Genomic DNA, 23,342 nt, shown 5'->3' on the forward strand with positions numbered 1-23,342 from the left:
GGCTACAATGCGCGGCATTCGGTGCGCTTCGTCTTTCGGAGCGAGTCGCTGGGCGTGGCTGCAGGCCTTGTAATTCAAGGTGTTCAGCGCAAACAGCAGCTCCGCGCACCTTCGCCAAGCCCGGAAGGAGAAACCCATGGGACAGCGTACGCCTCTGTATGACCTGCATCTCGCCCTCGGCGCGAAAATGGTCGATTTTGGCGGTTGGGATATGCCTCTGCACTACGGCTCGCAAGTTGAAGAACACCATCAGGTGCGACGCGACTGCGGGGTGTTCGATGTATCTCATATGACCGTGATCGATGTCACCGGCCCTCAGGCCAAGGAATGGCTCCAGCACCTGCTGGCCAATGATGTCGATCGTTTGCATGGCTGCGGCCGTGCGCTCTACAGCGCCATGCTCAATGAGCAGGGCGGCGTGGTGGACGACATGATCGTCTACCGCACCGAAGCCGGTTACCGGTTGGTGGTCAACGCAGCCACCCGCGACCAGGACATGGCCTGGATGCAGGCGCAACTGGGCAACTATTCGGTGCAACTGCAGGAGCGGCCCGAGTTGGCCATGCTCGCCATTCAGGGTCCCCATGCCCGGCAGAAAATCGCCGAACTGGTCACCCAGTCGCGCAGCAACCTGATTCATCAACTCAAGCCCTTTGAAGGCCAGGCCGACGGTGACTGGTTTATCGCCCGTACCGGCTATACCGGTGAAGACGGCCTGGAAATAGTCCTGCCTGCCGATCAGGCGCCAGGCTTTTTCAACGACCTGGTCGGCGCGGGTATTTCACCCATTGGTCTTGGCGCCCGCGATACCCTGCGCCTGGAAGCCGGCATGAACCTGTATGGTCAGGATATCCACCAGGATGTTTCGCCCTTGGCGGCTAACATGGCCTGGAGCATTGCCTGGGAACCCGCCGGTCGCAACTTCATTGGTCGCAGCGCGCTGCAAGCAGAGTTAGCGGCGGGTGTGCAGTACAAATTGGTCGGGCTGGTACTGGAGGAGCGTGGGGTTTTGCGCGCTCACCAAGTGGTTCGTATCGCCAATGTTGGCGAAGGAGAGATCACCAGTGGTAGTTTCTCTCCTACGCTGAGCAAATCCATTGCCCTGGCGCGCGTACCGACGGCCACCGCCGATCGGGCCGAAGTGGAAATCCGCGGCAAGTGGTACCCGGTTCGAGTGGTCAAGCCGACCTTCGTACGCCATGGCAAAACCTTGATCTAACTATTTCCGGCAGGCCGAAGGCCGCTGACATTTCTTCTTGAGGACACAGATTATGAGCGATATCCCAGCTGACCTGCGTTTTGCCGAAAGTCACGAATGGGCCCGTCTGGAAGCCGACGGCACTGTGACCGTCGGGATTTCCGACCATGCACAGGAAGCGTTGGGTGATGTGGTGTTTGTTGAGCTGGCGGAAGTTGGCGCCCAGTTTGAAGCTGAAGGCCAGGCTGGCGTGGTTGAGTCGGTGAAGGCTGCTTCGGATATCTACGCCCCGATTGCTGGCGAAGTGATTGCCGTCAACGAGGAACTGAGTGGCAGCCCTGAGCTGTTGAACACCGACCCTTACGGCGCCTGGATCTTCAAGCTCAAGCCAAGCAACCCGGCCGATCTGGAAAAACTGCTGGATGCTGCGGGTTACAAAGCTGCCATCGGCGAGTAAACACGGCACAAATCAATGTGGGAGCAGGCAAGCCAGCTCCCACAGTTGATTGTTGCAAGCCAACGCTTTTTTGTTTAACCCGCTTTCAATACCGCTTTAACCGCCGCAACCGACCGCTCCACGTCCGCCTCTGTCATCGCCGTGAACATCGGCAACGACACGATCAAACGCCCAACACGTTCCGACACCGGGAACATGCCTTCCTTGAAACCCTGTGCCCGATACAGGCTCAGCAGGTGGATCGGCGGGTAGTGATAGCCAATGCCGACGCCATGCGCCTGCATCTGTTCCATGAAGGTGGCGCGTGCCGGCTTGCCATCCTGACGCTCCGGCAATACCAGTTGGAACAGGTGCCAGTTGCTGTTTTCGAAGTCTGCCGGTGGCAGTTGTGCGCCGTATTGCGCTTCGAAATCACTGCCGAAGCATTTGAAGTAGTGGCGCGCCAGGTTCTGGCGATGGGCAGTGATCTTCTCGATATGAGCGAACTGGCCCAGGCCGATGGCTGCGGCAATGTCGGTCATGTTGAACTTGCCGCCCAACACATCTACGTCCAGGCCATCGAAACCCGTGCGGGTAACGCCCTGCAAGCGATATTTCTCGGCCAGGCGGGCTTCTTCGGCATTGTTCAATACCAGGCAACCGCCCTCGGAAGAGGTGATGTTCTTGTTGGCCTGGAAGCTGAAGGATACAAAGTCGCCGGTTGCGCCAATGCGTTCGCCATCCCAGCTGGAACCCAGTGCCTGGGCGGCGTCTTCGACGATACGCAGGTTGTACTTGTTGGCCAGTGCATACAGCATCGGCATGTCCAGGGGCAGGCCCGCCAGGTACACCGGAATGATCGCCTTGGTACGTGGGGTGATTGCAGCTTCTACTTGGGCCAGGTCGATATTGCGGGTTACCGGGTCGATATCGGCAAATACCGGCGTGGCACCGACTTCCAGGATCACGTTGGCAGTGGCGACCCAGGAGATCGGCGTGGTGATGACTTCGTCCCCTGGGCCAATCCCGGCGATGCGCAGAGCAATTTCCATGGTGCAGGTGCCGGAGTTGAACGTCCGCACCGGCCGGCCGCCAAAGTATTCCGACAGCTGTGCTTCGAACGCCTGCACTTTTGGCCCGCTGGTGATCCAGCCCGAGCGCAGTACATCGCCGACCGCCGAGATGGTGGCTTCATCAATGGTAGGTTTGGAAAACGGCAGAAAGGGCTGTTGGCTCATAACGACGAAGGCATCCGTTTCAGATAGGCGATGAGTAATAAACGTATCAGTACCGCATGGTTGCACGGTTCGACTGAATATAGCCTGTCACACGTGAATGAATCGTCATGTTACGAGCAAAAAAATGCCGCTCCCAAAGAGCGGCATTTTTTATGGGCGCTTTACTCGGTCACAGCGTTTTTCGCGAGGATAGCGTTGGCCAATTCCATATCGGTGGCCTTGAGGCCTGGGTTGTCAGCGCGGACTTTCTGCATGGCGGCTTCCAGGTATGGACCGCGGATGCCGCCGTCGCTGGCAACAAAGCTGCCTGCGTCGTCTTGGGCGGCGACCACCAGCTTGTGGTCCTTGAAGGTCAGGTACGTCGAGCCGGTAGTAGCGCCCGATGAAATGACATTACGCCAAAAGCTGTCGGCCATGGCTGAACCGACAGGAAGGGAAAGCACAGCGAGGGTTGCGACAGCATATTTGAAACGCATGATGGGTGACTCCGACTGGGTTATCTGAACAGTTTGATTGTAGTTAGCTCAGTCGAGTTCCATCACTGACTAAACAGTTTCGACCTGTAAAACCACGCCGTCCTGACCAATGACACGTACTTGAGCGCCTATCGGGGTATCCGGACCAGTGGCCATCCACACGCCATCACCGACTTTTATCTTGCCCCGGCCATCGACGATGGCCTGGTGCACCACAAACGTGCGGCCAACCAGCTCCGAGCCACGCATGTTCAGCCCCGGCTGGTCGCTGACCTTGGCGCTGCTGCGTTGGCGTTTCCACCAATAGACGGCGGTCAAAATCGACAGCACGGCGAACAGCAGCAGTTGCCATTCCAACCCCAGCGGCGGCACCACGAACTTGATCACGCCTACAGCGGCAGCGGCGATGCCCATCCACAGCAGGTAACCGCCGGCGCCGAACACTTCAAGAATCAACAGCACCGTGCCCAGTGCCAGCCAATCCCAGAACGACAGATGCTGCAGGAATTCCCACATGGCAGTTGCCTCAGCCTTTCTTGTTGTCGAAGGTTGCCTTGACGATTTCGCCGATGCCACCGACGGCGCCAATTACCTGGCTGGCTTCCAGCGGCATCAGGATGACTTTGCTGTTGTTGGCCGACGCCAGTTTGCCCAGGGCATCGATGTATTTTTGCGCGACGAAGTAGTTGATGGCTTGCACGTTACCGGTGGCAATTGCTTCAGAGACAACTTGAGTCGCGCGGGCTTCCGCCTCTGCCTGACGCTCACGGGCTTCAGACTCCAGGAACGCAGCTTGGCGCCCACCTTCTGCTTCCAGGATCTGCGCCTGCTTCTTGCCTTCTGCAGTCAGAATCGCCGATGCCCGCAGGCCTTCGGCTTCCAGGATCTGCGCACGCTTGATCCGCTCGGCTTTCATCTGGCCGGACATGGCGGCCATCAGGTCGGCAGGCGGGCTGATGTCCTTGATCTCGATGCGGGTGATCTTGATGCCCCACGGCGCTGTGGCTTCATCCACGGTACGCAGCAGTTTTTCGTTGATGCCGTCACGCTGGCTCAGCATGGCATCCAGCTCCATGGAGCCAAGCACGGTGCGGATGTTGGTTTGCAGCAGGTTGCGGATGGCGTGCTCGAGGTTATTGACCTCGTAGGCGGCCTGGGCGGTGTTGACCACCTGGAAGAAGCACACGGCGTCGATCTGCACGGTGGCGTTGTCGGCGGTGATCACTTCCTGCGGTGGAATATCCAGCACGCTTTCCATCACGTTTATTTTGCGACCGATGCGGTCCATGATCGGAATAATGATGTTGAGGCCGGGCTTGAGTGTGTTGGTGTAGCGGCCGAAACGCTCGACAGTCCACTGGTAGCCCTGGGGCACCACTTTAAAGCCCATGAACAGGATGGCAACGGCCAAACCCACGAAAAGAAGCAGTACGGTTCCGATCTGCATAGCGATTCCCTATCTGATGGTGTCAGTGATGCGACGTGTGGCCGATTGTAACGGCCCAGTCACGGATAAGGACGGTTTCACGGGCGAACAATCAAATCATTTGTTTCTGAATCCCCAGGCGTTACCCGTAATACCTCTGCCAGGGTGGTCAGCCCGGCGTTCACTTTGTCGATACCAGCCATGCGCAGGCTGCGCATGCCTTGCTCCACTGAGGCCCGGCGTAGAGCCTGCACGTCGGCACCTGGGGTGATCAGCGCCTTGAGCGCCTCGCTCATCGGCATGATTTCGTAGAGCCCGGCGCGGCCTCGATAACCACTTTCGCGGCATTCTGCACAGCCGACAGCTTCATGCGCGGTGCCCGGCGCGCCCACCGCGCGTTTGCAGTGAGGGCATAAAAGCCGCACCAAACGCTGCGCCATCACCCCTATAAGGGTAGCCTTGATCAAATAATGAGCAATGCCAAGCTCCTGCAACCGGCTGATGGCGCTGGGCGCATCATTGGTGTGCAGCGTCGACAGCACCAAATGCCCGGTCAATGCGGCCTGAATCGCCATTTCTGCGGTTTCCCGGTCACGGATCTCACCGATCATGATGATGTCCGGGTCCTGGCGCAGCAGGGCGCGGACGCCGCTGGCGAAGGTCAGGTCGATGTTGTGTTGCACCTGCATCTGGTTGAAGGCCGGTTCAATCATTTCGATCGGGTCCTCTACCGTGCACAGGTTGACCTCGCGGGTTGCCAGTTGCTTGAGCGTGGCGTAGAGGGTGCTGGTCTTGCCGGAGCCGGTTGGCCCGGTGACGAGGATGATGCCGTTGGCCTGGCCGGTCATGGCGTGCCAGCGTTGTTGGTCGTCATCTGACAAACCAAGCTGGTCAAAATCTTTCAGCAGCACCTGTGGGTCGAAAATCCGCATCACCAGTTTTTCACCAAACGCTGTTGGCAAAGTCGAAAGGCGCAGTTCCACCTCTATGCCCGCCGGGCTTTTGGTCTTGACCCGGCCGTCCTGGGGTTTGCGTTTTTCCGCGACGTTCATCCGACCCAGGCTCTTGAGGCGGCTGACCACCGCCATCGTGACCTGAGGCGGAAACTGATACACATCGTGCAGCAGCCCGTCGATGCGAAAACGCACGCGGCCTTGGTCGCGACAGGGTTCGACATGGATATCACTGGCCCGCTGCCCAAAGGCGTACTGCAACAGCCAGTCGACGATAGTGACGATATGCGCGTCATTGGCATCCGGCTCCTGATCGCTGGCGCCGAGGCTGAGCAGTTCGACATTGCCGGCCACCGTCGCCTTTTGATCGGCGCCGCTGACGGATTTGGCCAAGCGGTAGAACTCGCCGATGCAGCGCTCAATAGCCTTGGGGTTGGCGACCACGCGCTTGATCGAGCGCTTGAGCACCTGTGCCAACCCGGCTTCCCAGTCGCGGACATGGGGCTGGGCGCTGGCGACGGTGACGGTCTGCGCATCCACGGCCACCGCCAGGATCCCGTGGCGCTGCGCAAAGGCGTGGGACATCAATGGCACTACCGTTGCCACGTCTATCTTGAGCGGGTCGATACGCAGATAAGGCTGCCCGACCTGCGTGGCCAGCCATTGCGTCAAGGTTTCCAGGCACAGCCCGTGGGCTGCGATGCATGCCAGAGGGTGTTGCTGGGTAGCGGGCGCCGTCGCCAGTGAATGTGCCACCTCTGCGGTTATCAGCCCTTGCTCGAGCAGCGTCGGCAGCAACTGATGCAGTTCCAGGCGGTGAGTGTGCAAGGCGGTAGGCATGGGCATTTCCTGGCAGGCGTCGGGTGTAAACCCAGGCTAGCCTGCCTCCGAACATCCACCTCCCCATGAGTATTGCCGGCTTTTACAGGCTGGCCGCCGTCATCGCTGCAGGCCGCAGAGAGTCAGCTCGCCACACTTCCAGCGAGCAGACGCTGATCAGGTTTCTAATCTTTTCACCGATCACCTGGGCGCGGTGCCAGCTCAAACCGTCCATGACGATATCAATGTTCAACAGGTCGTCTTCACGGCTCACATTGACTTGTTGCGGGGTCAGGAACTGCAAAGCGAAATAGTTGAGCACCCGGCACAGCACGTCCGGCTCGGCCTCGGCGACGATCTGATAATGCGCCTGGCAATGGGCGCTGTTGACAGCCCAGGCGTCGACGCGTGCGGGAGTGTGGGTGGTTTCGACGGCGTGCATGCTGACTCTCCAAATTCGACTGGAGAAATTTTTACATTCGCGGGCGGAGATTTCTTATCTAAGATGGGCTCTATCTGCGATTTATTGAATAGAACAATTCAGGATAAGCACATTCAAAGGTATTTTTATGCACAGTGAGTTGGACGCCTACGACCGCCGTATCCTGGCGCTGCTGCAAGAGGATGCTTCGCTGTCCAGTGCTCAGATCGCCGAACAGGTGGGCCTGTCCCAGTCGCCGTGCTGGCGGCGTATCCAGCGGCTCAAGGAGGAAGGGGTGATTCGCGGCCAGGTCACATTGCTGGACCGCAAGAAGATCGGCCTTAACACGCAGATTTTTGCCGAGGTCAAACTCAACGCCCACGGCCGTTCCAACTTCACCGAGTTCACCGAAGCGATTCGCGGGTTTCCGGAAGTGCTGGAGTGTTATGTGCTGATGGGTGCGGTGGATTTTCTGCTGCGCATCGTCACCTCGGACATCGAGGCGTATGAGCGGTTTTTCTTCGAGAAGCTGTCGATGGTGCCGGGGATTCAGGAAGTGAACTCGATCGTGGCTTTATCGGAGATCAAATCCACCACCAGCCTGCCAGTCTTGCGCTGATAAGGCCTGCCTCATCGCGGCATAGGTATCTACACAACCGGTTAGTGGCCAGTGGGCTGTTGTGGCGAGCAGGCTTGTCCTGCGTTGGGCCGCGAAGCAGCCCCAAACCCAGACACTGAGTTCTTTCAGGAAAATTGCAGTGCCTTTACTGGGGCCGCTTCGCGGCCCACCGCAGGACAAGCCTGCTCGCCACAGGAGAAATCGGCTGCCTTCAGAAGTTGTGTAGATACCTATGCTCATCGCGGGCAAGCCCGGCTCCCACATTGGAATGCATTCCCCTGTGGGAGCGGGCTTGCCCGCGATAGCGATCTTACAGGCGCAGCAGGGTCTTCCAGGCCCGGTTCTGATACACCGCAATCGCCTGATGCATACGCGCATCCAGCGATTCATCGGTGATCGGCTGGTTGGCCAGCAGCGCCAACTTGTTCAGTTCGCCGTACAAGCGGTCCAGTTCCGGGATGTCCACCACGTTACGTGCGTGGTGCAGCCAGGCCTGGATGCGCTCGATGCGCGGCAGTTGCTCGGCCAGGTCTTCCGGTTGCTGCTGGTAGCGCGGCAGTTGCAGGGCGACGGCGTCGTCAGCCAGCAGGCGTGGCAGCCAGTTGGTGATTTGCGCGGCGCCCTGGCGGTTGCCACGCACATTGCGGTCGGTGGTCCAGGCGCGGGCCAGCAGCCAGCGCGAGGTGTTCAGCGAGAACAGGCCCCAACGCACGTCTTCAAGTTCTTCGGCAAACTGTTCCGGCGCGGCCTTGCGGATGTCTTCATCGTCGTCACCGGCCTGCACCAGTGGGCGCCAGTCTTCCAGCAACGCGTCCAGCGCACTGCGCAGTTCGCTGGTGGATTGACGCGGCGCGGCCTGGCCGAGGCTGCCGATCAGGGCGCGCAGCTCACCGAGGTTTTCGACCCAGTCCTGCAGCAGACGCCAATGACCGTTGAAACGGTATTGCTCAGCCAGACGCTGGCTGCTGCCCAACAGGTGCCACATGATTGCGGCGAAGGCATCGTCCAACGGCATCTCGGCGTGGATCTGCGGGGCCGGCAGGCTCAGCGAGTAGCTGCTGGCGTCGTACAGGCGGTAGCCGCGCTCGGCCTTGCTGATATCGCACGGCATCAGCGCCAGGGTCGCGGCCAGTTCGGCGGCCAGTTCCAGCAGGGCAGCCGGTTCGCCTTCGCGCAGTTCCAGTTCCAGCTCGCAGATTTCTTCTTTCTGCTTGCCGACCACCACATGGCCCAGGTCCAGGGCGGCTTCGATCACCACCTTGGCCTTGCCACGGCCCCAGGCGATTTCGGCGCGTTCACGCACAAAATCGGTAGTGAAGATTGGCTTGAGGGTCTTTTTGTCCAGCTCGGCCAATTGCTCGGGCCAGCACTCGCCGTCGAGTTTCTTCACATCGAGCTTGGCTTTGGGCAGGTCCCAGTTGTATTCATTGCGTTCCGACAAGCCGGCGACGCTTTGGCCGCGGGTCTTGAGGGTCTGGATGATGTCGTCACCGTCCTTGCGCAGGCGCAGGGCGACTTTGGCCTGGGCCAGGTCGCGTTCAGGGGTGTCGAAGTACTGGTTCATCAACTCACGGCGTTCCCAGCCACTTTTGTTGCGTTTTTTCAGTAGCGGGTGCTCACGTAGCGCGGCGAGGGTTTCGCGGCTGACGCGGAGCTTGATTTCGGTTTCTTTCTGCATGGCCGGAAAATCCAGGATCGGGAGCGCAGCCGGGGAAATGTGTGGCTGCCAAGGTCGTGCAGTGTACAGGACTGAGCCCGGCAACGTGCCGCAACGGTTTATTGTGTCGTGCAGATGGTTCTATAGTGAGGCTCATCCGGGAAGTTGAGAGGCCGCGCATGCCGTTACCGTCCATGAAAGAGCAATTCGCCGCGCTGATTGCCGCGCCGTCGGTCAGTTGCACCCAAGCGTCTCTCGACCAGACCAACCGCCCGGTCATCGACCTGCTCGCCAGTTGGCTGGGCGACCTGGGTTTTGCCATCGATATCCAGCAAGTCAGCCCCGGCAAGTTCAACTTGCTCGCCAGTTTCGGCAGTGGCCCCGGCGGGCTGGTGCTGGCCGGGCATAGCGATACCGTGCCGTATGACGCCGCGCTGTGGAAGACCGATCCGCTTAAACTGACGGAAGTCGACGGCCGCTGGGTAGGCTTGGGCAGCTGCGACATGAAGGGTTTTTTTGCCCTGGCCATCGAAGCCGTGCTGCCCTTGCTGGATCAGCCGTTCAAGCAACCTTTGCTGATCCTCGCCACCTGCGATGAAGAAAGCTCAATGTCCGGTGCTCGTGCACTGGCCGAGGCCGGGCGCCCGTTGGGCCGTGCGGCGGTGATTGGTGAGCCGACGGGGCTCAAGCCGATCCGCCTGCACAAAGGCGTGATGATGGAGCGCATCGATATTCTGGGCCAAAGCGGCCATTCGTCGGACCCAAGCCTGGGTCATAGCGCCCTTGAAGCCATGCACGACGCTATTGGCGAACTGCGTGGCCTGCGCCTGGCCTGGCAGCGTGAGTACCGCAACCCGCAATTCAGCGTGCCGCAACCGACCATGAACTTTGGTTGCATCCACGGCGGCGACAACCCCAATCGCATCTGCGGCCAATGCTCGCTGGAATTCGACCTGCGGCCGTTGCCGGGGATGGACCCGCAGGTACTGCGCGCCGCCATTCGTCAGAAGCTCGAACCCTTGGCGGAGCGTCATAAAGTCAAGATCGACTACGCACCGTTGTTCCCCGAAGTGCCGCCGTTCGAGCAGGCCGAAGATGCCGAGCTGGTGCGGGTGGCGGAACGATTGACCGGTCATCGTGCGCAAGCAGTAGCGTTCGGCACCGAAGCGCCTTATCTTCAGCGCCTTGGTTGTGAAACCCTGGTGCTCGGCCCTGGCGATATCGCCTGTGCTCACCAACCGGGCGAGTACCTCGAAATGTCACGCTTGACGCCTACAGTGCGTCTATTGCGGGAACTGATCGAGCATTACTGCCTGAAACCTGCATAAATTAACCCCTGCCTATTCGTACATAGAAGGAGAGCGAGCGTGTCGCCAAGCCTGTTCCGACGATAACCATCAGCCCGCTGTGCGCTTTCACGATTCATCCTTTTTTGGCTGCTTTTTATTACAGGCCCAGGTTTTATGCCCGAATACGTCAATTGGCTTCGTCACGCTTCGCCTTACATCAACGCCCACCGCGACTGCACCTTTGTGGTCATGCTGCCCGGCGATGGCGTGGATCACCCTAACTTCGGCAATATCGTCCACGACCTGGTGCTGCTCCACAGCCTGGGTGTGCGGCTGGTGCTGGTGCACGGTTCGCGCCCGCAGATTGAAACCCGCCTTGAAGCACGCGGCCTCACCCCGGCTTACCACGAAGGTTTGCGCATCACTGATGCGGCGACCCTGGAATGTGTGATCGACGCGGTCGGGCATCTGCGCATTGCTATCGAGGCGCGGCTGTCCATGGACATGGCCTCGTCGCCGATGCAGGGCTCGCGCTTGCGCGTGGCCAGCGGCAATCTCGTTACTGCACGGCCGATCGGTGTGCTCGAAGGCGTGGACTACCACCACACCGGCGAAGTGCGCCGGGTCGACCGCAAAGGCATCAATCGCCTGCTGGACGAGCGCTCCATCGTGCTGCTGTCGCCATTGGGTTATTCGCCCACCGGCGAGATCTTCAACCTGGCCTGCGAAGACGTCGCCACCCGCGCCGCCATCGACCTGGGCGCCGACAAGCTGCTGCTGTTTGGCGCCGACCTTGGTTTGCTCGATGAGCATGGTCGCCTGGTGCGTGAGTTGCGCCCGCAACAAGTGCCGGCGCACCTGCAGCGGCTGGGTAACAACTATCAGGCTGAGTTGCTGGATGCCGCCGCCGAGGCTTGCCGTGGCGGAGTAGGGCGCAGCCATATCGTCAGTTATGCCGAAGACGGCGCGTTGCTCACCGAGCTGTTCACCCGCGACGGTGGCGGCACGTTGGTGGCCCAGGAGCAATTCGAACTGGTGCGTGAAGCGGCGATTGAAGACGTCGGTGGCTTGCTCGACCTGATCAGCCCGCTGGAAGAGCAGGGCATTCTGGTGCGGCGTTCGCGTGAGGTGTTGGAGCGTGAGATCGAGCAGTTCAGCGTGGTCGAGCGCGAAGGCATGATCATCGCTTGTGCGGCGTTGTATCAGATCGCCGATTCGGATGCCGGTGAGCTGGCGTGCCTGGCAGTGAACCCGGAGTACCGTCACGGCGCACGCGGTGATGTATTGCTGGAGCGCATCGAGACCCGCGCGCGGGCCCAGGGTTTGAAGACTTTGTTTGTCCTCACCACGCGCACCGCCCACTGGTTCCGCGAGCGCGGGTTTGTGCCGAGCAGCGTGGACCGCCTACCGTCGGCGCGGGCCTCGCTGTACAACTATCAGCGTAATTCGAAGATTTTTGAGAAGGCGCTCTAGCTAAGAGCAAGGGCTGGCTTATGTGGGAGCTGGCTTGCCTGCGATGCGGGCACCTCGGTCTGTCAGGTAAACCGAGGTGATGCAATCGCAGGCAAGCCAGCTCCCACAGGGGACTGCATTTATTCTTTGATGAATTTATCGGTCACAAAGGCCGAGTAATCCGGCAGCACCGTTTCGACCTTCCCCTGTTCCTTCAAAAACTTCGCCGTCTCCCCAATCGCCTTCGCGGTGCCGCCTTTAAGCAGTGCCTCGGTCTGCTGTGCCTGGGCATCCGGGAACGTGGTGCCAGCTAGCAGCTCGGGAATGTCCGCAGCATTGGAACCTGTCAGTTTAGCGATTTTCTGCACGGGCTCCGAATCCACCGTCCAACTGTCTTTATGGGCGGCATAGTCAGCAAACGAATCCAGCGTGACCTTGGCAAACTTGGCCACTACGTCAGGATGTTTTTGCGCGAAATCTTTGCGCGCCACCCACACTTCGAACGTTGGCGCGCCCCACTGACCTACCTGGGCTGCGTCTGTCAGGGTTTTGCCGGTCTTGCGGATTTCCCCCAGCGCTGGTGACCACACGAATGCGCCGTCGATATCGCCACGTTTCCACGCGGCAGCAATTTCTGCCGGTTGCAGGTTCACCACTTTGACTTTTTGCGTGTCCAGGCCCCAGTGCTTCAGCGCCCCGAGCAGGCTGTAATGGGAGGTCGAGACGAAAGGGGTGGCGATGGTTTTACCCACCAGGTCTGCGGGTTTGTCGATACCGCTGCCATTGCGTACCACCAGAGCTTCAGAAGTATTGATCTGCGCCGATACGATAAACGCCACGATCGGTAGATTGCGTGAAGCCGCTGCTGCAAGGGGGCTGGAACCAAGATTGCCGATCTGCACATCGCCGGAGGCGATCGCGGTGACCACTTCGGGGCCGCTGTTGAAACGGCGCCAGGCGATTTTCTCGCCGATGGCCTTTTCATAGAGGCCGTCAGCCTGGGGGACTTTGCTTGGGTCGATGCCGGTTTGGTAGCCGATGGTCAAATCGGCGGCTTTGACACCAAAAGAAAGAATTAGTGACACAAAAACTGTAACAAATTGACGGGAGGATGTGCGTTTGGCCATGATGGCGTCGCCTTTTTGATCGTGGGTGACGTATGCAACAGTACGGTCACACTAATCGATCTAAAAAAAGCTGGTAAATACCCTTTAGGAATTAGCTTATGGAGCGGTTGATCTATGCTGATCGGTTCGCTGCCTGCTGAGGCTTATTCCTGAATCGTATGAAAAAGAATGAAACAATTCTTTTTGGGTGTATGAAAAACTCATTACCCTGCAGGGACCAAATTAACTGCGGTTAGACGAAGGTAGTAGACATACAAAGTTACGATTGACTTGTCGGTCACTATCCGGCGCTAATCGCGCATCTGTGGATCCAGGGCGTCAGACCCGGGACCTTAGAAATACAAAAATTAGAAATGAGAGGAGCGGTACATGAAGAAGTCAACATTGGCGTTGGCCGTGGCTGTGGCTGCAATTGCACAACAGGCACACTCCGCCGGTTTCATCGAAGACAGCAAGGCTACCCTGGGTCTGCGTAACTTCTACATCAACACGGATAACCGTGATGGTGCCAGCAGCCCTAAGTCCAACAGCCAGAGCAAAAACGCTGAATGGGGCCAAGGTTTCGACCTGCGTTTCATCTCGGGTTACACCCAAGGCACCGTTCAATTTGGTGTTGATGCCATTGGCCTGTACGGCATGCGCCTCGATTCCAGCCGCGCCGATCACGGTAACTACACCGGCAGCGCTTCCGGCGGTACCGTGTTCCCAAGCGACGGCAACAAAGCTGTGCGTGACTACGCCAGCCTGGGCTTGACCGGCAAGGTCAAGATCTCCCAGACCGAACTGAAAATCGGCACCCTGCAACCGAACAACCCGGTCATCAAGACCAACGACGGTCGTCTGTTGCCACAAACCTTCCAGGGCGGCCAGATCACGTCGAACGAGATCAAGGACCTGACCCTGACTGCTGGTCAGATCGAGCACGCCAAGGGCCGTAACTCCAGCAACAACGAAGGTCTGTCCCTGGCCGGTGCCAACGGCAGCTCGAACTATGACGCAGGTAACTTCGTCAACAAGTTCTACTACGCCGGTGCTGACTACAAGATCACCAAAGACCTGACTGCGTCGTACTACTTCGGTGAGCTGAAAGACTTCTACTCGCAGAACTTCCTGGGCCTGGTACACAACTGGGCTATCGGCCCGGGCGTGCTGAAAAGCGACCTGCGCTACTACCGTAGCCGCGACAATGGCGCTAACGGTGACACCGCTGGCTACTACACCACCGGTTACTACGGCAACAAGGTCACCAAGGGCAAGGTCGACAACGACCTGTACAGCTACTTGGCATTGTACTCGGTTGAAGGTCACACCTTCGGCGCCGGCTACCAGTACACCAAAGGCGACAGTGACTTCCCTTGGCTGAACCAAGGTGACGGCTCTTCGAACAGCACCACCACCGACATGCAGATCCAGAAGTTTGCCCGTGCTGGCGAACGTACCTGGCAAGCTCGCTACGCGTATGACTTCGCCAAGGTTGGCCTGCCAGGCCTGACCGCGGGTGTTGTGTACCTCAAAGGCAGCAACATCGACACGTCGGTCGGTAGCAAAAACGAGTGGGAACGTGACCTGACTCTGGCCTACGTTGTGCCACAAGGCCCGCTGAAAAACCTCGGCGTAGCCTGGAAAAACGCTATGTGGCGTACCGACCTGCCCGCGACTCGCGCGCAAGACGAAAACCGCCTGATCGTCAGCTACTCGATCCCGCTGTTGTAAGAGCGTAAAACCTTGCCCGGCGCAACGCCGGGCAAGGTGACTTACTGTTCAAGTCGGGCTCAACCCCCGCAAGCCCTTCCTGAATCCCCTCTTTGTACAGCGTCTCAAGGCCTTCTCGAACCTTGAAACCGATGTTGATCCTCGCCCGTTCCCAAGTCCAATGAACAGATTTTTAATATTCATTTATCGTCTAAATAAATCGATATTTATTCTTTTTAAATAATTCCTAACCCATGCACAGTGGGCTCCATAAGCACTCATCAGGAGCCACACCATGAGCCTACGATTGGGCGACATCGCCCCCGACTTTGAACAGGATTCCAGCGCCGGCAAGATTCGTTTCCACGAATGGTTGGGCGATAGCTGGGGCGTGTTGTTTTCCCATCCGGCCGACTTCACTCCGGTGTGCACCACGGAGCTGGGCTTTACCGCCAAGCTCAAAGACGAATTTGCCAAGCGTGGCGTCAAGGCCATTGCCCTGTCGGTCGACCCGGTGGACTCGCACCACAAGTGGATAGAAGACATCAACGAAACCCAGAACACCGTCGTCAACTTCCCGATCCTGGCCGATGCCGATCGCAAGGTGTCGGACCTCTACGACCTGATCCACCCGAATGCCAGTGACACGCTCACCGTGCGTTCCTTGTTCGTGATCGACCCGAACAAGAAGATTCGCCTGACCATCACTTACCCGGCCAGCACCGGCCGTAACTTCCACGAAATCCTGCGGGTCATCGACTCGTTGCAGCTGACCGACAACCACAAGGTCGCCACGCCCGCCAACTGGCAGGACGGCGATGAAGTGGTGATCGTGCCGTCGCTCAAGGACGAGGAAGAGATCAAGCAGCGCTTTCCAAAGGGCTACCGTGCGGTGAAGCCGTACTTGCGGCTCACCCCGCAGCCTAATCGCTGAAGCTGAAATCGCCATCGCGGGCAAGCCCGGCTCCCACAGTTGACCGCATTCCCCTGTGGGAGCCGGGCTTGCCCGCGATGGCGTCGATGCATGCGCCACAAAACCTGAGTTGAAACCGAATCACATAGCAGGGGTTTTCAGGCCGTTTCGACGGCCTTTTTTTTCGGCTTGAGATTAATTGAAGGTATATGCATTTATAGAATAAACAAATGAAAAAATAAGATTTTAAGATATATAAATATGCTGATAGGGTCTGTTCCATCTTGGCGACATCGCCACCCAGCGAACCGCCGACACTTGCCCAAGGAATACCTGCATGCTGGTCGTAACACTTGGAGGCAGCCCCAGCCAGCGTTCGCGCTCCGGGGTCTTGCTGGAAAAAACCCGTCAGTGGCTGCAAGACAAAGGCGTGGAAGTGGTGAGTTATCAGATACGGGACTTCCCCGCCGAAGACTTGCTGCACGCCCGCTTCGACAGCCCCAAAGTCATCGACCTGTTGCAGCAAATCGCCAATGCCGACGGCCTGGTCATCGCCACGCCGGTGTACAAGGCCTCGTTTTCCGGCGCGCTGAAAACCGTACTCGACCTGCTGCCCGAGCGCGCCCTGGCCCACAAGATCGTGTTGCCAATGGCCACCGGCGGCAGCATCGCCCACATGCTGGCGGTGGACTACGCCTTGAAGCCGGTGCTCTCGGCCCTCAAGGCCCAGGAACTGCTCCACGGCATCTTTGCCGAAGACAGCCAAATCGCTTACGCCGAAGGCAGCGCCCAGGCGCAACTGGTGCCGGTGCTTGAGCAGCGACTGCACGAGGCCCTCGAGACGTTGTATGGCGCCATGGCCCGTCGCCCCAAACCGCTGGATCCCAATGTGTTGAATGAACGTTTGTTGAGTGCTCGCTGGAGCATTTAAGCCGTACCGAAATTTGTAGTACTCACCTTACTCAGCCGCCAACGGCCAAGCAGGTGCAGCCAACCCCCTCATCGCATTATTTGGAGAGAGCGCCATGCGCACTGTCATCTTGCGTCGTGGTCTGGTCGCACTGTTTGCTGCGGCTGTGTCCTTCGGCGCCATTGTTCAAGCCCAGGCCGCCGAGACCCTGCGGATCGGCTATCAGAAATACGGCACGCTGGTGCTGCTCAAAGCCAAGGGCTCGCTGGAAAAGCGCCTGGCCGCCCAGGGCGTGCAAGTGCAATGGAACGAGTTCCCCGGTGGCCCGCAGTTGCTCGAAGGCCTGAACGTCGGCGCGATCGACTTTGGTGTCACCGGCGAAACGCCGCCCGTGTTCGCCCAGGCGGCCGGTGCAGATTTGCTCTACGTCGCCTATGAGCCACCCGCGCCGACCAGTGAAGCGATCCTGGTGCCCAAGGATTCGACGATCAAATCGGTGGCCGAGCTCAAGGGCAAGAAAATCGTGCTCAACAAAGGCTCCAACGTGCACTACCTGTTGGTACGTGCCCTGGAAGATGCCGGCCTCAAATACACCGACGTGCAAACCATCTTCCTGCCGCCCGCCGATGCCCGCGCCGCGTTCGAACGTGGCAGCGTCGACGCCTGGGTGATCTGGGACCCGTACCAGGCCGCCGCCGAGAAACAGCTGCAAGCCCGCACCCTGCGTGACGGCACCGGCATTGCCGACAACCATCAGTTCTACCTGGCCACCAAGCCCTACGCCACGCAGCACCCGGACGTGATCAAGGCGCTGGTGGAAGAAGTGCGCGCCGTGGGCGAGTGGTCCAAGGCCAACCCTCAAGAAGTAACCGAACAAGTCGCACCGCTGCTCGGCTTGCCGGCGGACATCACCCTGACCTCGGTTAAGCGCCAAGGCTACGGTGCGCTGTTCCTGACCCCGGAAGTGGTCGCCGCCCAGCAAAAAATCGCCGACACCTTCTACCAGCTCAAATTGATCCCCAAACCCTTGAGCATCAAAGACGTGATCTGGACTCCATCCGCCGCCGTCGCCACAGCGCCGTAATCCGACTTCTTCAGGAGACAACTCCATGAGCCTCAATATTTTCTGGTTCCTGCCTACCCACGGCGACGGCCATTACCTTGGCACCGCCGAAGGCGCCCGCGCCGTCGATCACGGTTATCTGCAGCAAGTGGCCCAGGCGGCTGACCGCCTGGGGTTCGGCGGGGTGCTGATTCCTACCGGCCGCTCCTGTGAAGACTCGTGGCTGGTCGCCGCCTCGCTGATCCCGGTAACCCAGCGACTGAAATTCCTTGTCGCGCTGCGCCCCGGCATCATCTCCCCGACGGTGGCGGCGCGTCAGGCCGCGACCCTGGACCGGTTGTCCGGCGGGCGCGCTTTGTTCAACCTGGTCACCGGCGGTGATCCGGAAGAGCTGGCTGGCGATGGCTTGTTCCTCAGCCATGAAGAACGCTACCAGGCCTCGGTGGAGTTCACCCGCATCTGGCGCCGCGTGCTGGAAGGCGAAACCGTGGATTACGACGGCGAACACATCAGTGTCAAAGGCGCCAAATTGCTTTACCCGCCGATCCAGCAGCCACGTCCGCCGCTGTACTTCGGCGGCTCCTCTGAAGCCGCCCAGGACCTGGCAGCCGAACAGGTGGAAATGGTGTTGACCTGGGGCGAGCCACCGGCCGCCGTCGCGGAAAAAATCGAACAGGTGCGGGCCAAGGCAGCAAAACTTGGGCGCACCGTGCGCTTCGGTATTCGACTGCATGTCATCGTGCGCGAAACCAACGATGAAGCGTGGAAAGCTGCCGACAAACTGATTTCCCACCTGGATGACGAAACCATCGCCCGCGCCCAGGCGTCCCTGGCGCGTTTCGATTCCGTTGGTCAGCAGCGCATGGCCGCCTTGCACGGCGGTAACCGCGACAACCTCGAAGTCAGCCCCAACCTGTGGGCCGGTGTCGGCCTGGTGCGTGGCGGTGCGGGCACTGCACTGGTGGGTGATGGCCCAACGGTTGCGGCGCGGGTCAAGGAATACGCCGCGCTGGGCATCGACACCTTTATCTTCTCCGGTTACCCACACCTGGAAGAGTCGTATCGGGTTGCCGAGCTGTTGTTCCCGCACCTGGATATCGAGCGTCCCGAGCAGCCGAAAAGCGCCGGTTACGTCAGCCCGTTCGGCGAAATGGTCGCCAACGACATCCTTCCCAAAGCTGCGTCGCAGAGCTGAGGCGCCATTATGGATTTTGAAAAATTAAGTCATCGTGTTGCGCCCTGGGTGCTGCCAATTTTACTGCTGGCGGTGTGGCAGTTGTCGGTATCCGCTGGCTGGTTGTCCACACGGATTTTGCCGGCACCCAGCGCGGTAATCGAAGCGGGCGTCAACCTGGTACGCAGCGGCGAAATCTGGACGCACCTGGCCATCAGCGGCTGGCGTGCCGGGCTGGGCTTTGTGATCGGTGGCAGCATCGGCCTGGCCCTGGGCTTTATCACCGGCCTGTCGAAGTGGGGCGAGCGCCTGCTGGACAGCTCGGTGCAGATGATCCGCAACGTGCCGCACCTGGCGTTGATTCCGCTGGTGATTTTGTGGTTCGGCATTGACGAGACCGCGAAGATTTTCCTGGTCGCCCTCGGCACGCTGTTCCCGATTTACCTGAATACCTACCACGGCATCCGCAACGTCGACCCGGCGCTGGTGGAAATGTCGCGCAGCTACGGTTTGTCCGGTTTCAGCCTGTTCTGGCAAGTGATCCTGCCGGGCGCGTTGCCTTCGATTCTGGTGGGCGTGCGCTTCGCCCTGGGCTTTATGTGGCTGACGCTGATCGTGGCGGAAACCATCTCGGCCAGTTCCGGCATCGGTTACCTGGCGATGAACGCCCGCGAATTCCTGCAAACCGACGTGGTGGTACTGGCGATTGTGCTCTACGCCATCCTCGGCAAACTCGCCGACCTCGCGGCGCGTGGCCTGGAACGTGTGTGGCTGCGCTGGCATCCGGCTTACCAAGTAAATAAAGGAGGTGCGGCATGACCGCTCAACAACCTCCGCGCCTGCTCAAGGGCATCCCGCTGGCGGTGCGCAAATTGCGCAAGGCCTTTGGTGCGCGGGAAGTACTCAAAGAGATTGATCTGCACATTCCGGCGGGCCAGTTCGTGGCCGTGGTCGGCCGCAGCGGCTGCGGCAAAAGTACCTTGCTGCGTCTGCTCGCAGGCCTGGATAAAGCCAGTGGCGGCGAGCTGTTGGCCGGCTCCGCGCCGTTGAGCGAGGCGATTGAAGACACGCGGTTGATGTTCCAGGAAGCGCGTTTGCTGCCGTGGAAAAAAATCATCGACAACGTGGGCCTGGGCCTTAAAGGCAACTGGCGTCCCAAGGCATTGGAAGCGTTGGAGGCAGTGGGTTTGGCCGAGCGCGCCAATGAGTGGCCGGCGGCCTTGTCCGGTGGCCAGAAGCAACGCGTGGCTTTGGCTCGCGCGTTGATTCACCAGCCGCGCCTGTTGCTGCTCGATGAGCCGTTGGGGGCGCTGGACGCCCTGACCCGCATCGAGATGCAGCAACTGATCGAAAATCTTTGGCAGAAGCACGGCTTCACCGTGTTGCTGGTCACCCATGATGTCAGCGAAGCCGTGGCGATTGCTGACCGCGTGATTCTGATTGAAGACGGCGAAATCGGCCTCGACCTGATCGTCGACCTGCCGCGCCCGCGTGCCCGTGGCTCACATCGCCTGGCCGCGCTGGAAGCTGAAGTGCTTAACCGGGTGCTGTCGCTGCCAGGCTCACCGCCGGAACCTGAACCTGTTTCACCGCTGCCTACGCAATTGCGTTGGGCTCAATAAAAGCAGCTGCAAGCTTCAAGCTAGAAGCTTCAAGAGAAAGCACTGCGCTTTTACTTGCGGCTTGTCGCTAACAACTTGCAGCTATTTCGACCCGAGGAGAAATCGTATGACTATCAAAGCCATCAACGTACGTAACCAGTTCAAAGGCACCATCAAGGAAATCGTCGAAGGCGACGTGCTGTCGGAAATCGACGTGCAGACCGCGTCCGGCATCGTGACTTCGGTGATCACGACTCGCTCGGTCAAAGAGCTGGAACTGGTGATTGGCAGCGAAGTGATTGCCTTTGTGAAGTCCACCGAGGTGTCGATCGCCAAGTTGTGATCGGCGGCCTTGCAATCGCTATCGCAGGCAAGCCAGCTCCCACATTTGAATGTATTCACCGCTCAAGATGTGGGAGCCGGGCTTGCCCGCGATAGGGCCGGGCAAGCCACCACAAGGCTCAGCGCTTAGGCAAATACGCCGGCAAATAAAGCCCCACATACGCATCAAACACCCGCATCCCTTCTTCGGCCATGCGCGGCGTAATCTGCCCATGCTGATGCACCGAACGCGCGTACACGCGGTCGCTCAATTCCAGCGCCAGCGCGAACACGTCCACGTCGGTGGGCAAGGTCGGCACTTCGAAGTGGCGGTTGAACACTTCAAGCATTAAATCCCCCAGCTCCAAATCATGCTGACGGTCCGCCTGGGTCACTTCGGCAAGCCCGTGTTGCGCCAGGATCAATTGGCGTGCGGCCGCGTCGTTGCTGTAGATGCTGAGCATGCGTTGCTCGACGATAGAGGACAGGTCGCGCCACACCTTGAGTGAATCATGCTCGATGGGGGCCTGGATCGCCGCGCGGAAAGCGGCATGGACATCGGCGGTCAATGCCTCCAGCAGCGCCGGCACGCTGGCGAAAAAGTGATACACCGACGACGGTGGGATCTGCGCCCGTTCGGCCACGCTGTAGATCGACAAGCTCGCCACGCCTTCGCTCGCCAGCAAGGTGCGGGCGGCGTCGAGGATCGCATCGATCCGGGCCTGGCTGCGGGCGCGGGGTTTGCGAGGGGCGGCGGGGCGGGTGGGCATGGAAGTCTCCTACAAGGCAGAGCGCATTGTATGAGCAGGAGGGTGTGTTGTCTGCCAGGGCCTCATCGCAGGCAAGCCAGCTCCCACACTTTGATCTGTGAACGCATTCAAGTGTGGGAGCTGGCTTGCCTGCGATGAATACAACGCGGTCTACCGGAATAAACTCAAAAAAAATGCCGCAAGCCATAAAGCCTGCGGCATTTTTTAAAGCAGCAACGGCTTACACAGTATGCAGATACCAGTTGTACTCAAGGTCGGAGATGGAGTGTTCAAACTCTTCCAGCTCACTTTCCTTACAGGCGACGAAGATATCGATGTATTTAGGATCGATGTACTTGGCCATCACCTCGCTGTCGTCCAACTCACGCAATGCATCGCGCAGGTTGTTCGGCAGGCTCTGTTCGTTCTGCTCGTAGCTGTTGCCTTCCACCGGAGCGCCAGGCTCGATCTTGTTGGTAAGACCGTGGTGCACGCCCGCCAAGACCGAAGCCATCAGCAGGTACGGGTTGGCGTCGGCACCGGCCACGCGGTGTTCGATACGCACGGCATCGGACGAGCCGGTGGGTACGCGAATGGCCACAGTGCGGTTATCCAGGCCCCAGCACGGCGAGTTCGGCACGTAGAACTGTGCGCCGAAACGACGGTAGGAGTTGACGTTGGGGCACAGGAACGCCATTTGGGCGGGCAGGGTCTCGAGCACACCGCCGATCGCGTGACGCAATGCGGCGTTCTGCTCGGGATCCTCGCTGGCAAAAATATTCTTGCCGTCCTTGTCCAAAATGGAGATGTGTACGTGCAAACCGTTGCCTGCCTGGCCTGGGTAAGGCTTGGCCATGAAGGTGGTGTCCATCTCATGGTCGTAGGCGATGTTCTTGATCAGGCGCTTGAGCAGTACCGCGTAGTCGCAGGCCTTGATCGGGTCGGCGACGTGGTGCAGGTTCACTTCGAACTGCGCCGGGGCACTTTCCTTGACGATGGCGTCTGCCGGGATGCCTTGCTCTTTGGCACCTTCCAGAATGTCCTGGAGGCAGTCGACGTATTCGTCGAGGTCGTCGATCAGGTACACCTGTGTCGAGTGCGGGCGTTTGCCGGAGATCGGCGAGCGGGGCGGTTGTGGGCGGCCGTTCACGTTCTCCTGGTCGATCAGGTAGAACTCAAGCTCGAAGGCGGCGCAGATGGTCAGACCGAGGTCGTCAAATTTGCTTACAACTTGGCGGAGCACTTCGCGAGGATCGGCGAAGAAAGGTTCACCTTCAAGTTCGTGCATGGTCATCAGCAGTTGCGCGGTTGGGCGCTTTTGCCATGGTTCATTGCACAGGGTGTCGGGGATTGGATAACAGATTCGGTCAGCATCACCGATGTCCAGACCCAGGCCGGTGCTTTCCACCGTCGAGCCGTTGATATCCAGGGCAAATAAAGAGGCAGGCAGGTTAATGCCCTTCTCGTAAACCTTGTGGAGGCTGGTGCGTTCGATGCGCTTACCGCGCACCACACCATTCATATCCGCAATTAGAAGGTCTACGTACAGAACCTCAGGATGATCCTTAAGGAACGCGTTCGCTTCGTTAAGCTGAACGGCACGCGGGGGTACCGACATGATGCAACACCTTTGTTGTTAAAAATATCAATCATTGATCTTTTCTGGTTTCAGTCAACCCGAACGGCATGCCGAAGTCAAGCGAGGCCTTTTTTGCCCTAAAAAAGCGCCTTGAGGCCTTTTTTGGGGCTTTTTGGGGCGGTTTTTTGGGTTTGAAGGGCTTGGGACTAGCAGGCTAAAGCGGGCCGTG

General features: G+C 59.3%; 23 protein-coding genes. 13 read left to right on the forward strand and 10 right to left on the reverse strand.

The window, feature by feature from the left end:
* The first annotated feature begins 136 nt into the window (after positions 1-136).
* Together gcvT and gcvH are read left to right on the forward strand one after the other, a co-directional pair.
* Positions 137-1,219 carry a glycine cleavage system aminomethyltransferase GcvT gene (gcvT, locus tag ACQY47_RS15930; RefSeq protein WP_099550298.1) on the forward strand — a complete coding sequence of 361 codons (1,083 nt, stop codon included), beginning with the start codon at positions 137-139 and terminating at the stop codon, positions 1,217-1,219.
* 52 nt (positions 1,220-1,271) lie between these two features.
* The gene (gene gcvH, locus ACQY47_RS15935; RefSeq protein ID WP_017135276.1) at positions 1,272-1,655 is read left to right on the forward strand and encodes a glycine cleavage system protein GcvH; all 384 of its coding nucleotides are present in this window, start codon (positions 1,272-1,274) and stop codon (positions 1,653-1,655) included.
* 74 nt (positions 1,656-1,729) lie between these two features.
* On the opposite strand, the gene ACQY47_RS15940 is transcribed toward gcvH, so the two are convergent.
* From ACQY47_RS15940 to ACQY47_RS15965, 6 genes are all read right to left on the reverse strand, one after another.
* Positions 1,730-2,872 (reverse strand): DegT/DnrJ/EryC1/StrS family aminotransferase, encoded by a 1,143-nt coding sequence (locus tag ACQY47_RS15940; RefSeq protein ID WP_056860748.1) that lies wholly within the window; start codon positions 2,870-2,872, stop codon positions 1,730-1,732.
* Between the two features lie 161 nt (positions 2,873-3,033).
* Positions 3,034-3,348, reverse strand: coding sequence for a DUF2388 domain-containing protein (locus tag ACQY47_RS15945; RefSeq protein ID WP_017135278.1), 315 nt, complete (start codon positions 3,346-3,348; stop codon positions 3,034-3,036).
* A gap of 69 nt (positions 3,349-3,417) precedes the next feature.
* Positions 3,418-3,864: an NfeD family protein gene (locus tag ACQY47_RS15950; RefSeq protein ID WP_017135279.1), complete on the reverse strand. Its 447-nt coding sequence runs from the start codon at positions 3,862-3,864 to the stop codon at positions 3,418-3,420.
* A gap of 10 nt (positions 3,865-3,874) precedes the next feature.
* A complete protein-coding gene (locus ACQY47_RS15955; RefSeq protein ID WP_428550171.1) occupies positions 3,875-4,795 on the reverse strand; it encodes an SPFH domain-containing protein in 921 nt (306 codons plus the stop codon).
* Between the two features lie 77 nt (positions 4,796-4,872).
* Positions 4,873-6,567, reverse strand: coding sequence for a GspE/PulE family protein (locus tag ACQY47_RS15960; protein ID WP_177033791.1), 1,695 nt, complete (start codon positions 6,565-6,567; stop codon positions 4,873-4,875).
* 82 nt (positions 6,568-6,649) lie between these two features.
* Positions 6,650-6,988 carry a hypothetical protein gene (locus tag ACQY47_RS15965; RefSeq protein WP_017135282.1) on the reverse strand — a complete coding sequence of 113 codons (339 nt, stop codon included), beginning with the start codon at positions 6,986-6,988 and terminating at the stop codon, positions 6,650-6,652.
* A gap of 127 nt (positions 6,989-7,115) precedes the next feature.
* Between ACQY47_RS15965 and ACQY47_RS15970 the strand changes: the two genes are divergently transcribed.
* A complete protein-coding gene (locus tag ACQY47_RS15970; RefSeq protein ID WP_003195279.1) occupies positions 7,116-7,586 on the forward strand; it encodes an Lrp/AsnC family transcriptional regulator in 471 nt (156 codons plus the stop codon).
* Between the two features lie 310 nt (positions 7,587-7,896).
* On the opposite strand, the gene ACQY47_RS15975 is transcribed toward ACQY47_RS15970, so the two are convergent.
* Entirely contained in the window at positions 7,897-9,264 is a 1,368-nt protein-coding gene (locus ACQY47_RS15975) for an inorganic triphosphatase (RefSeq protein WP_138453563.1), read from the reverse strand.
* A gap of 158 nt (positions 9,265-9,422) precedes the next feature.
* On the opposite strand from ACQY47_RS15975, the gene argE reads away from it, so the two are divergent.
* Together argE and argA are read left to right on the forward strand one after the other, a co-directional pair.
* Positions 9,423-10,571 carry an acetylornithine deacetylase gene (gene argE, locus ACQY47_RS15980; RefSeq protein WP_065931829.1) on the forward strand — a complete coding sequence of 383 codons (1,149 nt, stop codon included), beginning with the start codon at positions 9,423-9,425 and terminating at the stop codon, positions 10,569-10,571.
* A gap of 135 nt (positions 10,572-10,706) precedes the next feature.
* On the forward strand, positions 10,707-12,005 hold the full coding sequence (gene argA / locus ACQY47_RS15985; protein ID WP_017139545.1) for an amino-acid N-acetyltransferase: 1,299 nt from the start codon (positions 10,707-10,709) through the stop codon (positions 12,003-12,005).
* Positions 12,006-12,124: 119 nt separating this feature from the next.
* Here argA and tauA read toward each other — a convergent pair whose 3' ends face one another.
* Entirely contained in the window at positions 12,125-13,111 is a 987-nt protein-coding gene (tauA, locus tag ACQY47_RS15990; RefSeq protein ID WP_428550178.1) for a taurine ABC transporter substrate-binding protein, read from the reverse strand.
* A gap of 369 nt (positions 13,112-13,480) precedes the next feature.
* Between tauA and ACQY47_RS15995 the strand changes: the two genes are divergently transcribed.
* From ACQY47_RS15995 to ACQY47_RS16030, 8 genes are all read left to right on the forward strand, one after another.
* On the forward strand, positions 13,481-14,824 hold the full coding sequence (locus ACQY47_RS15995) for an OprD family porin (RefSeq protein ID WP_200430494.1): 1,344 nt from the start codon (positions 13,481-13,483) through the stop codon (positions 14,822-14,824).
* A gap of 274 nt (positions 14,825-15,098) precedes the next feature.
* Positions 15,099-15,737: a peroxiredoxin gene (locus tag ACQY47_RS16000; protein ID WP_099550302.1), complete on the forward strand. Its 639-nt coding sequence runs from the start codon at positions 15,099-15,101 to the stop codon at positions 15,735-15,737.
* 316 nt (positions 15,738-16,053) lie between these two features.
* Complete coding sequence (gene ssuE / locus ACQY47_RS16005) at positions 16,054-16,647, forward strand: NADPH-dependent FMN reductase (RefSeq protein ID WP_056860738.1); 594 nt, start codon at positions 16,054-16,056, stop codon at positions 16,645-16,647.
* Positions 16,648-16,741: 94 nt separating this feature from the next.
* Complete coding sequence (locus ACQY47_RS16010) at positions 16,742-17,710, forward strand: sulfonate ABC transporter substrate-binding protein (RefSeq protein ID WP_428550183.1); 969 nt, start codon at positions 16,742-16,744, stop codon at positions 17,708-17,710.
* Positions 17,711-17,735: 25 nt separating this feature from the next.
* Complete coding sequence (ssuD, locus tag ACQY47_RS16015; RefSeq protein WP_056860736.1) at positions 17,736-18,884, forward strand: FMNH2-dependent alkanesulfonate monooxygenase; 1,149 nt, start codon at positions 17,736-17,738, stop codon at positions 18,882-18,884.
* Positions 18,885-18,893: 9 nt separating this feature from the next.
* Complete coding sequence (gene ssuC, locus ACQY47_RS16020; RefSeq protein ID WP_017139538.1) at positions 18,894-19,682, forward strand: aliphatic sulfonate ABC transporter permease SsuC; 789 nt, start codon at positions 18,894-18,896, stop codon at positions 19,680-19,682.
* Positions 19,679-20,485, forward strand: coding sequence for an aliphatic sulfonates ABC transporter ATP-binding protein (gene ssuB, locus ACQY47_RS16025; protein WP_017139537.1), 807 nt, complete (start codon positions 19,679-19,681; stop codon positions 20,483-20,485). Before ssuC ends, ssuB begins: the two co-directional genes overlap by 4 nt.
* A 106-nt stretch (positions 20,486-20,591) precedes the next feature.
* A complete protein-coding gene (locus ACQY47_RS16030; protein ID WP_003213899.1) occupies positions 20,592-20,807 on the forward strand; it encodes a TOBE domain-containing protein in 216 nt (71 codons plus the stop codon).
* Between the two features lie 118 nt (positions 20,808-20,925).
* Here ACQY47_RS16030 and ACQY47_RS16035 read toward each other — a convergent pair whose 3' ends face one another.
* Together ACQY47_RS16035 and ACQY47_RS16040 are read right to left on the reverse strand one after the other, a co-directional pair.
* Positions 20,926-21,555, reverse strand: a complete 630-nt coding sequence (locus tag ACQY47_RS16035; protein ID WP_056860733.1) for a TetR/AcrR family transcriptional regulator — start codon at positions 21,553-21,555, stop codon at positions 20,926-20,928.
* Positions 21,556-21,775: 220 nt separating this feature from the next.
* Positions 21,776-23,152 carry a glutamine synthetase family protein gene (locus ACQY47_RS16040; RefSeq protein ID WP_003213894.1) on the reverse strand — a complete coding sequence of 459 codons (1,377 nt, stop codon included), beginning with the start codon at positions 23,150-23,152 and terminating at the stop codon, positions 21,776-21,778.
* Positions 23,153-23,342: the final 190 nt, after the last annotated feature.

It is taken from the genome of Pseudomonas edaphica (assembly GCF_965277385.1).
GTDB lineage: Bacteria > Pseudomonadota > Gammaproteobacteria > Pseudomonadales > Pseudomonadaceae > Aquipseudomonas > Aquipseudomonas edaphica.

Bases quoted from the DNA above. Each gene is read 5' to 3' on its own strand.
- ACQY47_RS16000 (WP_099550302.1), top strand. From the start codon at position 15,099: ATGAGCCTACGATTGGGCGACATCGCCCCCGACTTTGAACAGGATTCC.
- tauA (WP_428550178.1), bottom strand. From the start codon at position 13,111: ATGGCCAAACGCACATCCTCCCGTCAATTTGTTACAGTTTTTGTGTCA.
- ACQY47_RS15945 (WP_017135278.1), bottom strand. From the start codon at position 3,348: ATGCGTTTCAAATATGCTGTCGCAACCCTCGCTGTGCTTTCCCTTCCT.
- ssuB (WP_017139537.1), top strand. From the start codon at position 19,679: ATGACCGCTCAACAACCTCCGCGCCTGCTCAAGGGCATCCCGCTGGCG.
- ACQY47_RS15950 (WP_017135279.1), bottom strand. From the start codon at position 3,864: ATGTGGGAATTCCTGCAGCATCTGTCGTTCTGGGATTGGCTGGCACTG.
- ssuD (WP_056860736.1), top strand. From the start codon at position 17,736: ATGAGCCTCAATATTTTCTGGTTCCTGCCTACCCACGGCGACGGCCAT.
- ACQY47_RS16040 (WP_003213894.1), bottom strand. From the start codon at position 23,152: ATGTCGGTACCCCCGCGTGCCGTTCAGCTTAACGAAGCGAACGCGTTC.
- ssuE (WP_056860738.1), top strand. From the start codon at position 16,054: ATGCTGGTCGTAACACTTGGAGGCAGCCCCAGCCAGCGTTCGCGCTCC.
- ACQY47_RS15995 (WP_200430494.1), top strand. From the start codon at position 13,481: ATGAAGAAGTCAACATTGGCGTTGGCCGTGGCTGTGGCTGCAATTGCA.
- ssuC (WP_017139538.1), top strand. From the start codon at position 18,894: ATGGATTTTGAAAAATTAAGTCATCGTGTTGCGCCCTGGGTGCTGCCA.
- ACQY47_RS15965 (WP_017135282.1), bottom strand. From the start codon at position 6,988: ATGCACGCCGTCGAAACCACCCACACTCCCGCACGCGTCGACGCCTGG.
- ACQY47_RS15940 (WP_056860748.1), bottom strand. From the start codon at position 2,872: ATGAGCCAACAGCCCTTTCTGCCGTTTTCCAAACCTACCATTGATGAA.
- ACQY47_RS16030 (WP_003213899.1), top strand. From the start codon at position 20,592: ATGACTATCAAAGCCATCAACGTACGTAACCAGTTCAAAGGCACCATC.
- argE (WP_065931829.1), top strand. From the start codon at position 9,423: ATGCCGTTACCGTCCATGAAAGAGCAATTCGCCGCGCTGATTGCCGCG.
- ACQY47_RS15960 (WP_177033791.1), bottom strand. From the start codon at position 6,567: ATGCCTACCGCCTTGCACACTCACCGCCTGGAACTGCATCAGTTGCTG.
- ACQY47_RS15970 (WP_003195279.1), top strand. From the start codon at position 7,116: ATGCACAGTGAGTTGGACGCCTACGACCGCCGTATCCTGGCGCTGCTG.
- ACQY47_RS15975 (WP_138453563.1), bottom strand. From the start codon at position 9,264: ATGCAGAAAGAAACCGAAATCAAGCTCCGCGTCAGCCGCGAAACCCTC.
- ACQY47_RS16035 (WP_056860733.1), bottom strand. From the start codon at position 21,555: ATGCCCACCCGCCCCGCCGCCCCTCGCAAACCCCGCGCCCGCAGCCAG.
- gcvH (WP_017135276.1), top strand. From the start codon at position 1,272: ATGAGCGATATCCCAGCTGACCTGCGTTTTGCCGAAAGTCACGAATGG.
- argA (WP_017139545.1), top strand. From the start codon at position 10,707: ATGCCCGAATACGTCAATTGGCTTCGTCACGCTTCGCCTTACATCAAC.
- ACQY47_RS15955 (WP_428550171.1), bottom strand. From the start codon at position 4,795: ATGCAGATCGGAACCGTACTGCTTCTTTTCGTGGGTTTGGCCGTTGCC.
- gcvT (WP_099550298.1), top strand. From the start codon at position 137: ATGGGACAGCGTACGCCTCTGTATGACCTGCATCTCGCCCTCGGCGCG.
- ACQY47_RS16010 (WP_428550183.1), top strand. From the start codon at position 16,742: ATGCGCACTGTCATCTTGCGTCGTGGTCTGGTCGCACTGTTTGCTGCG.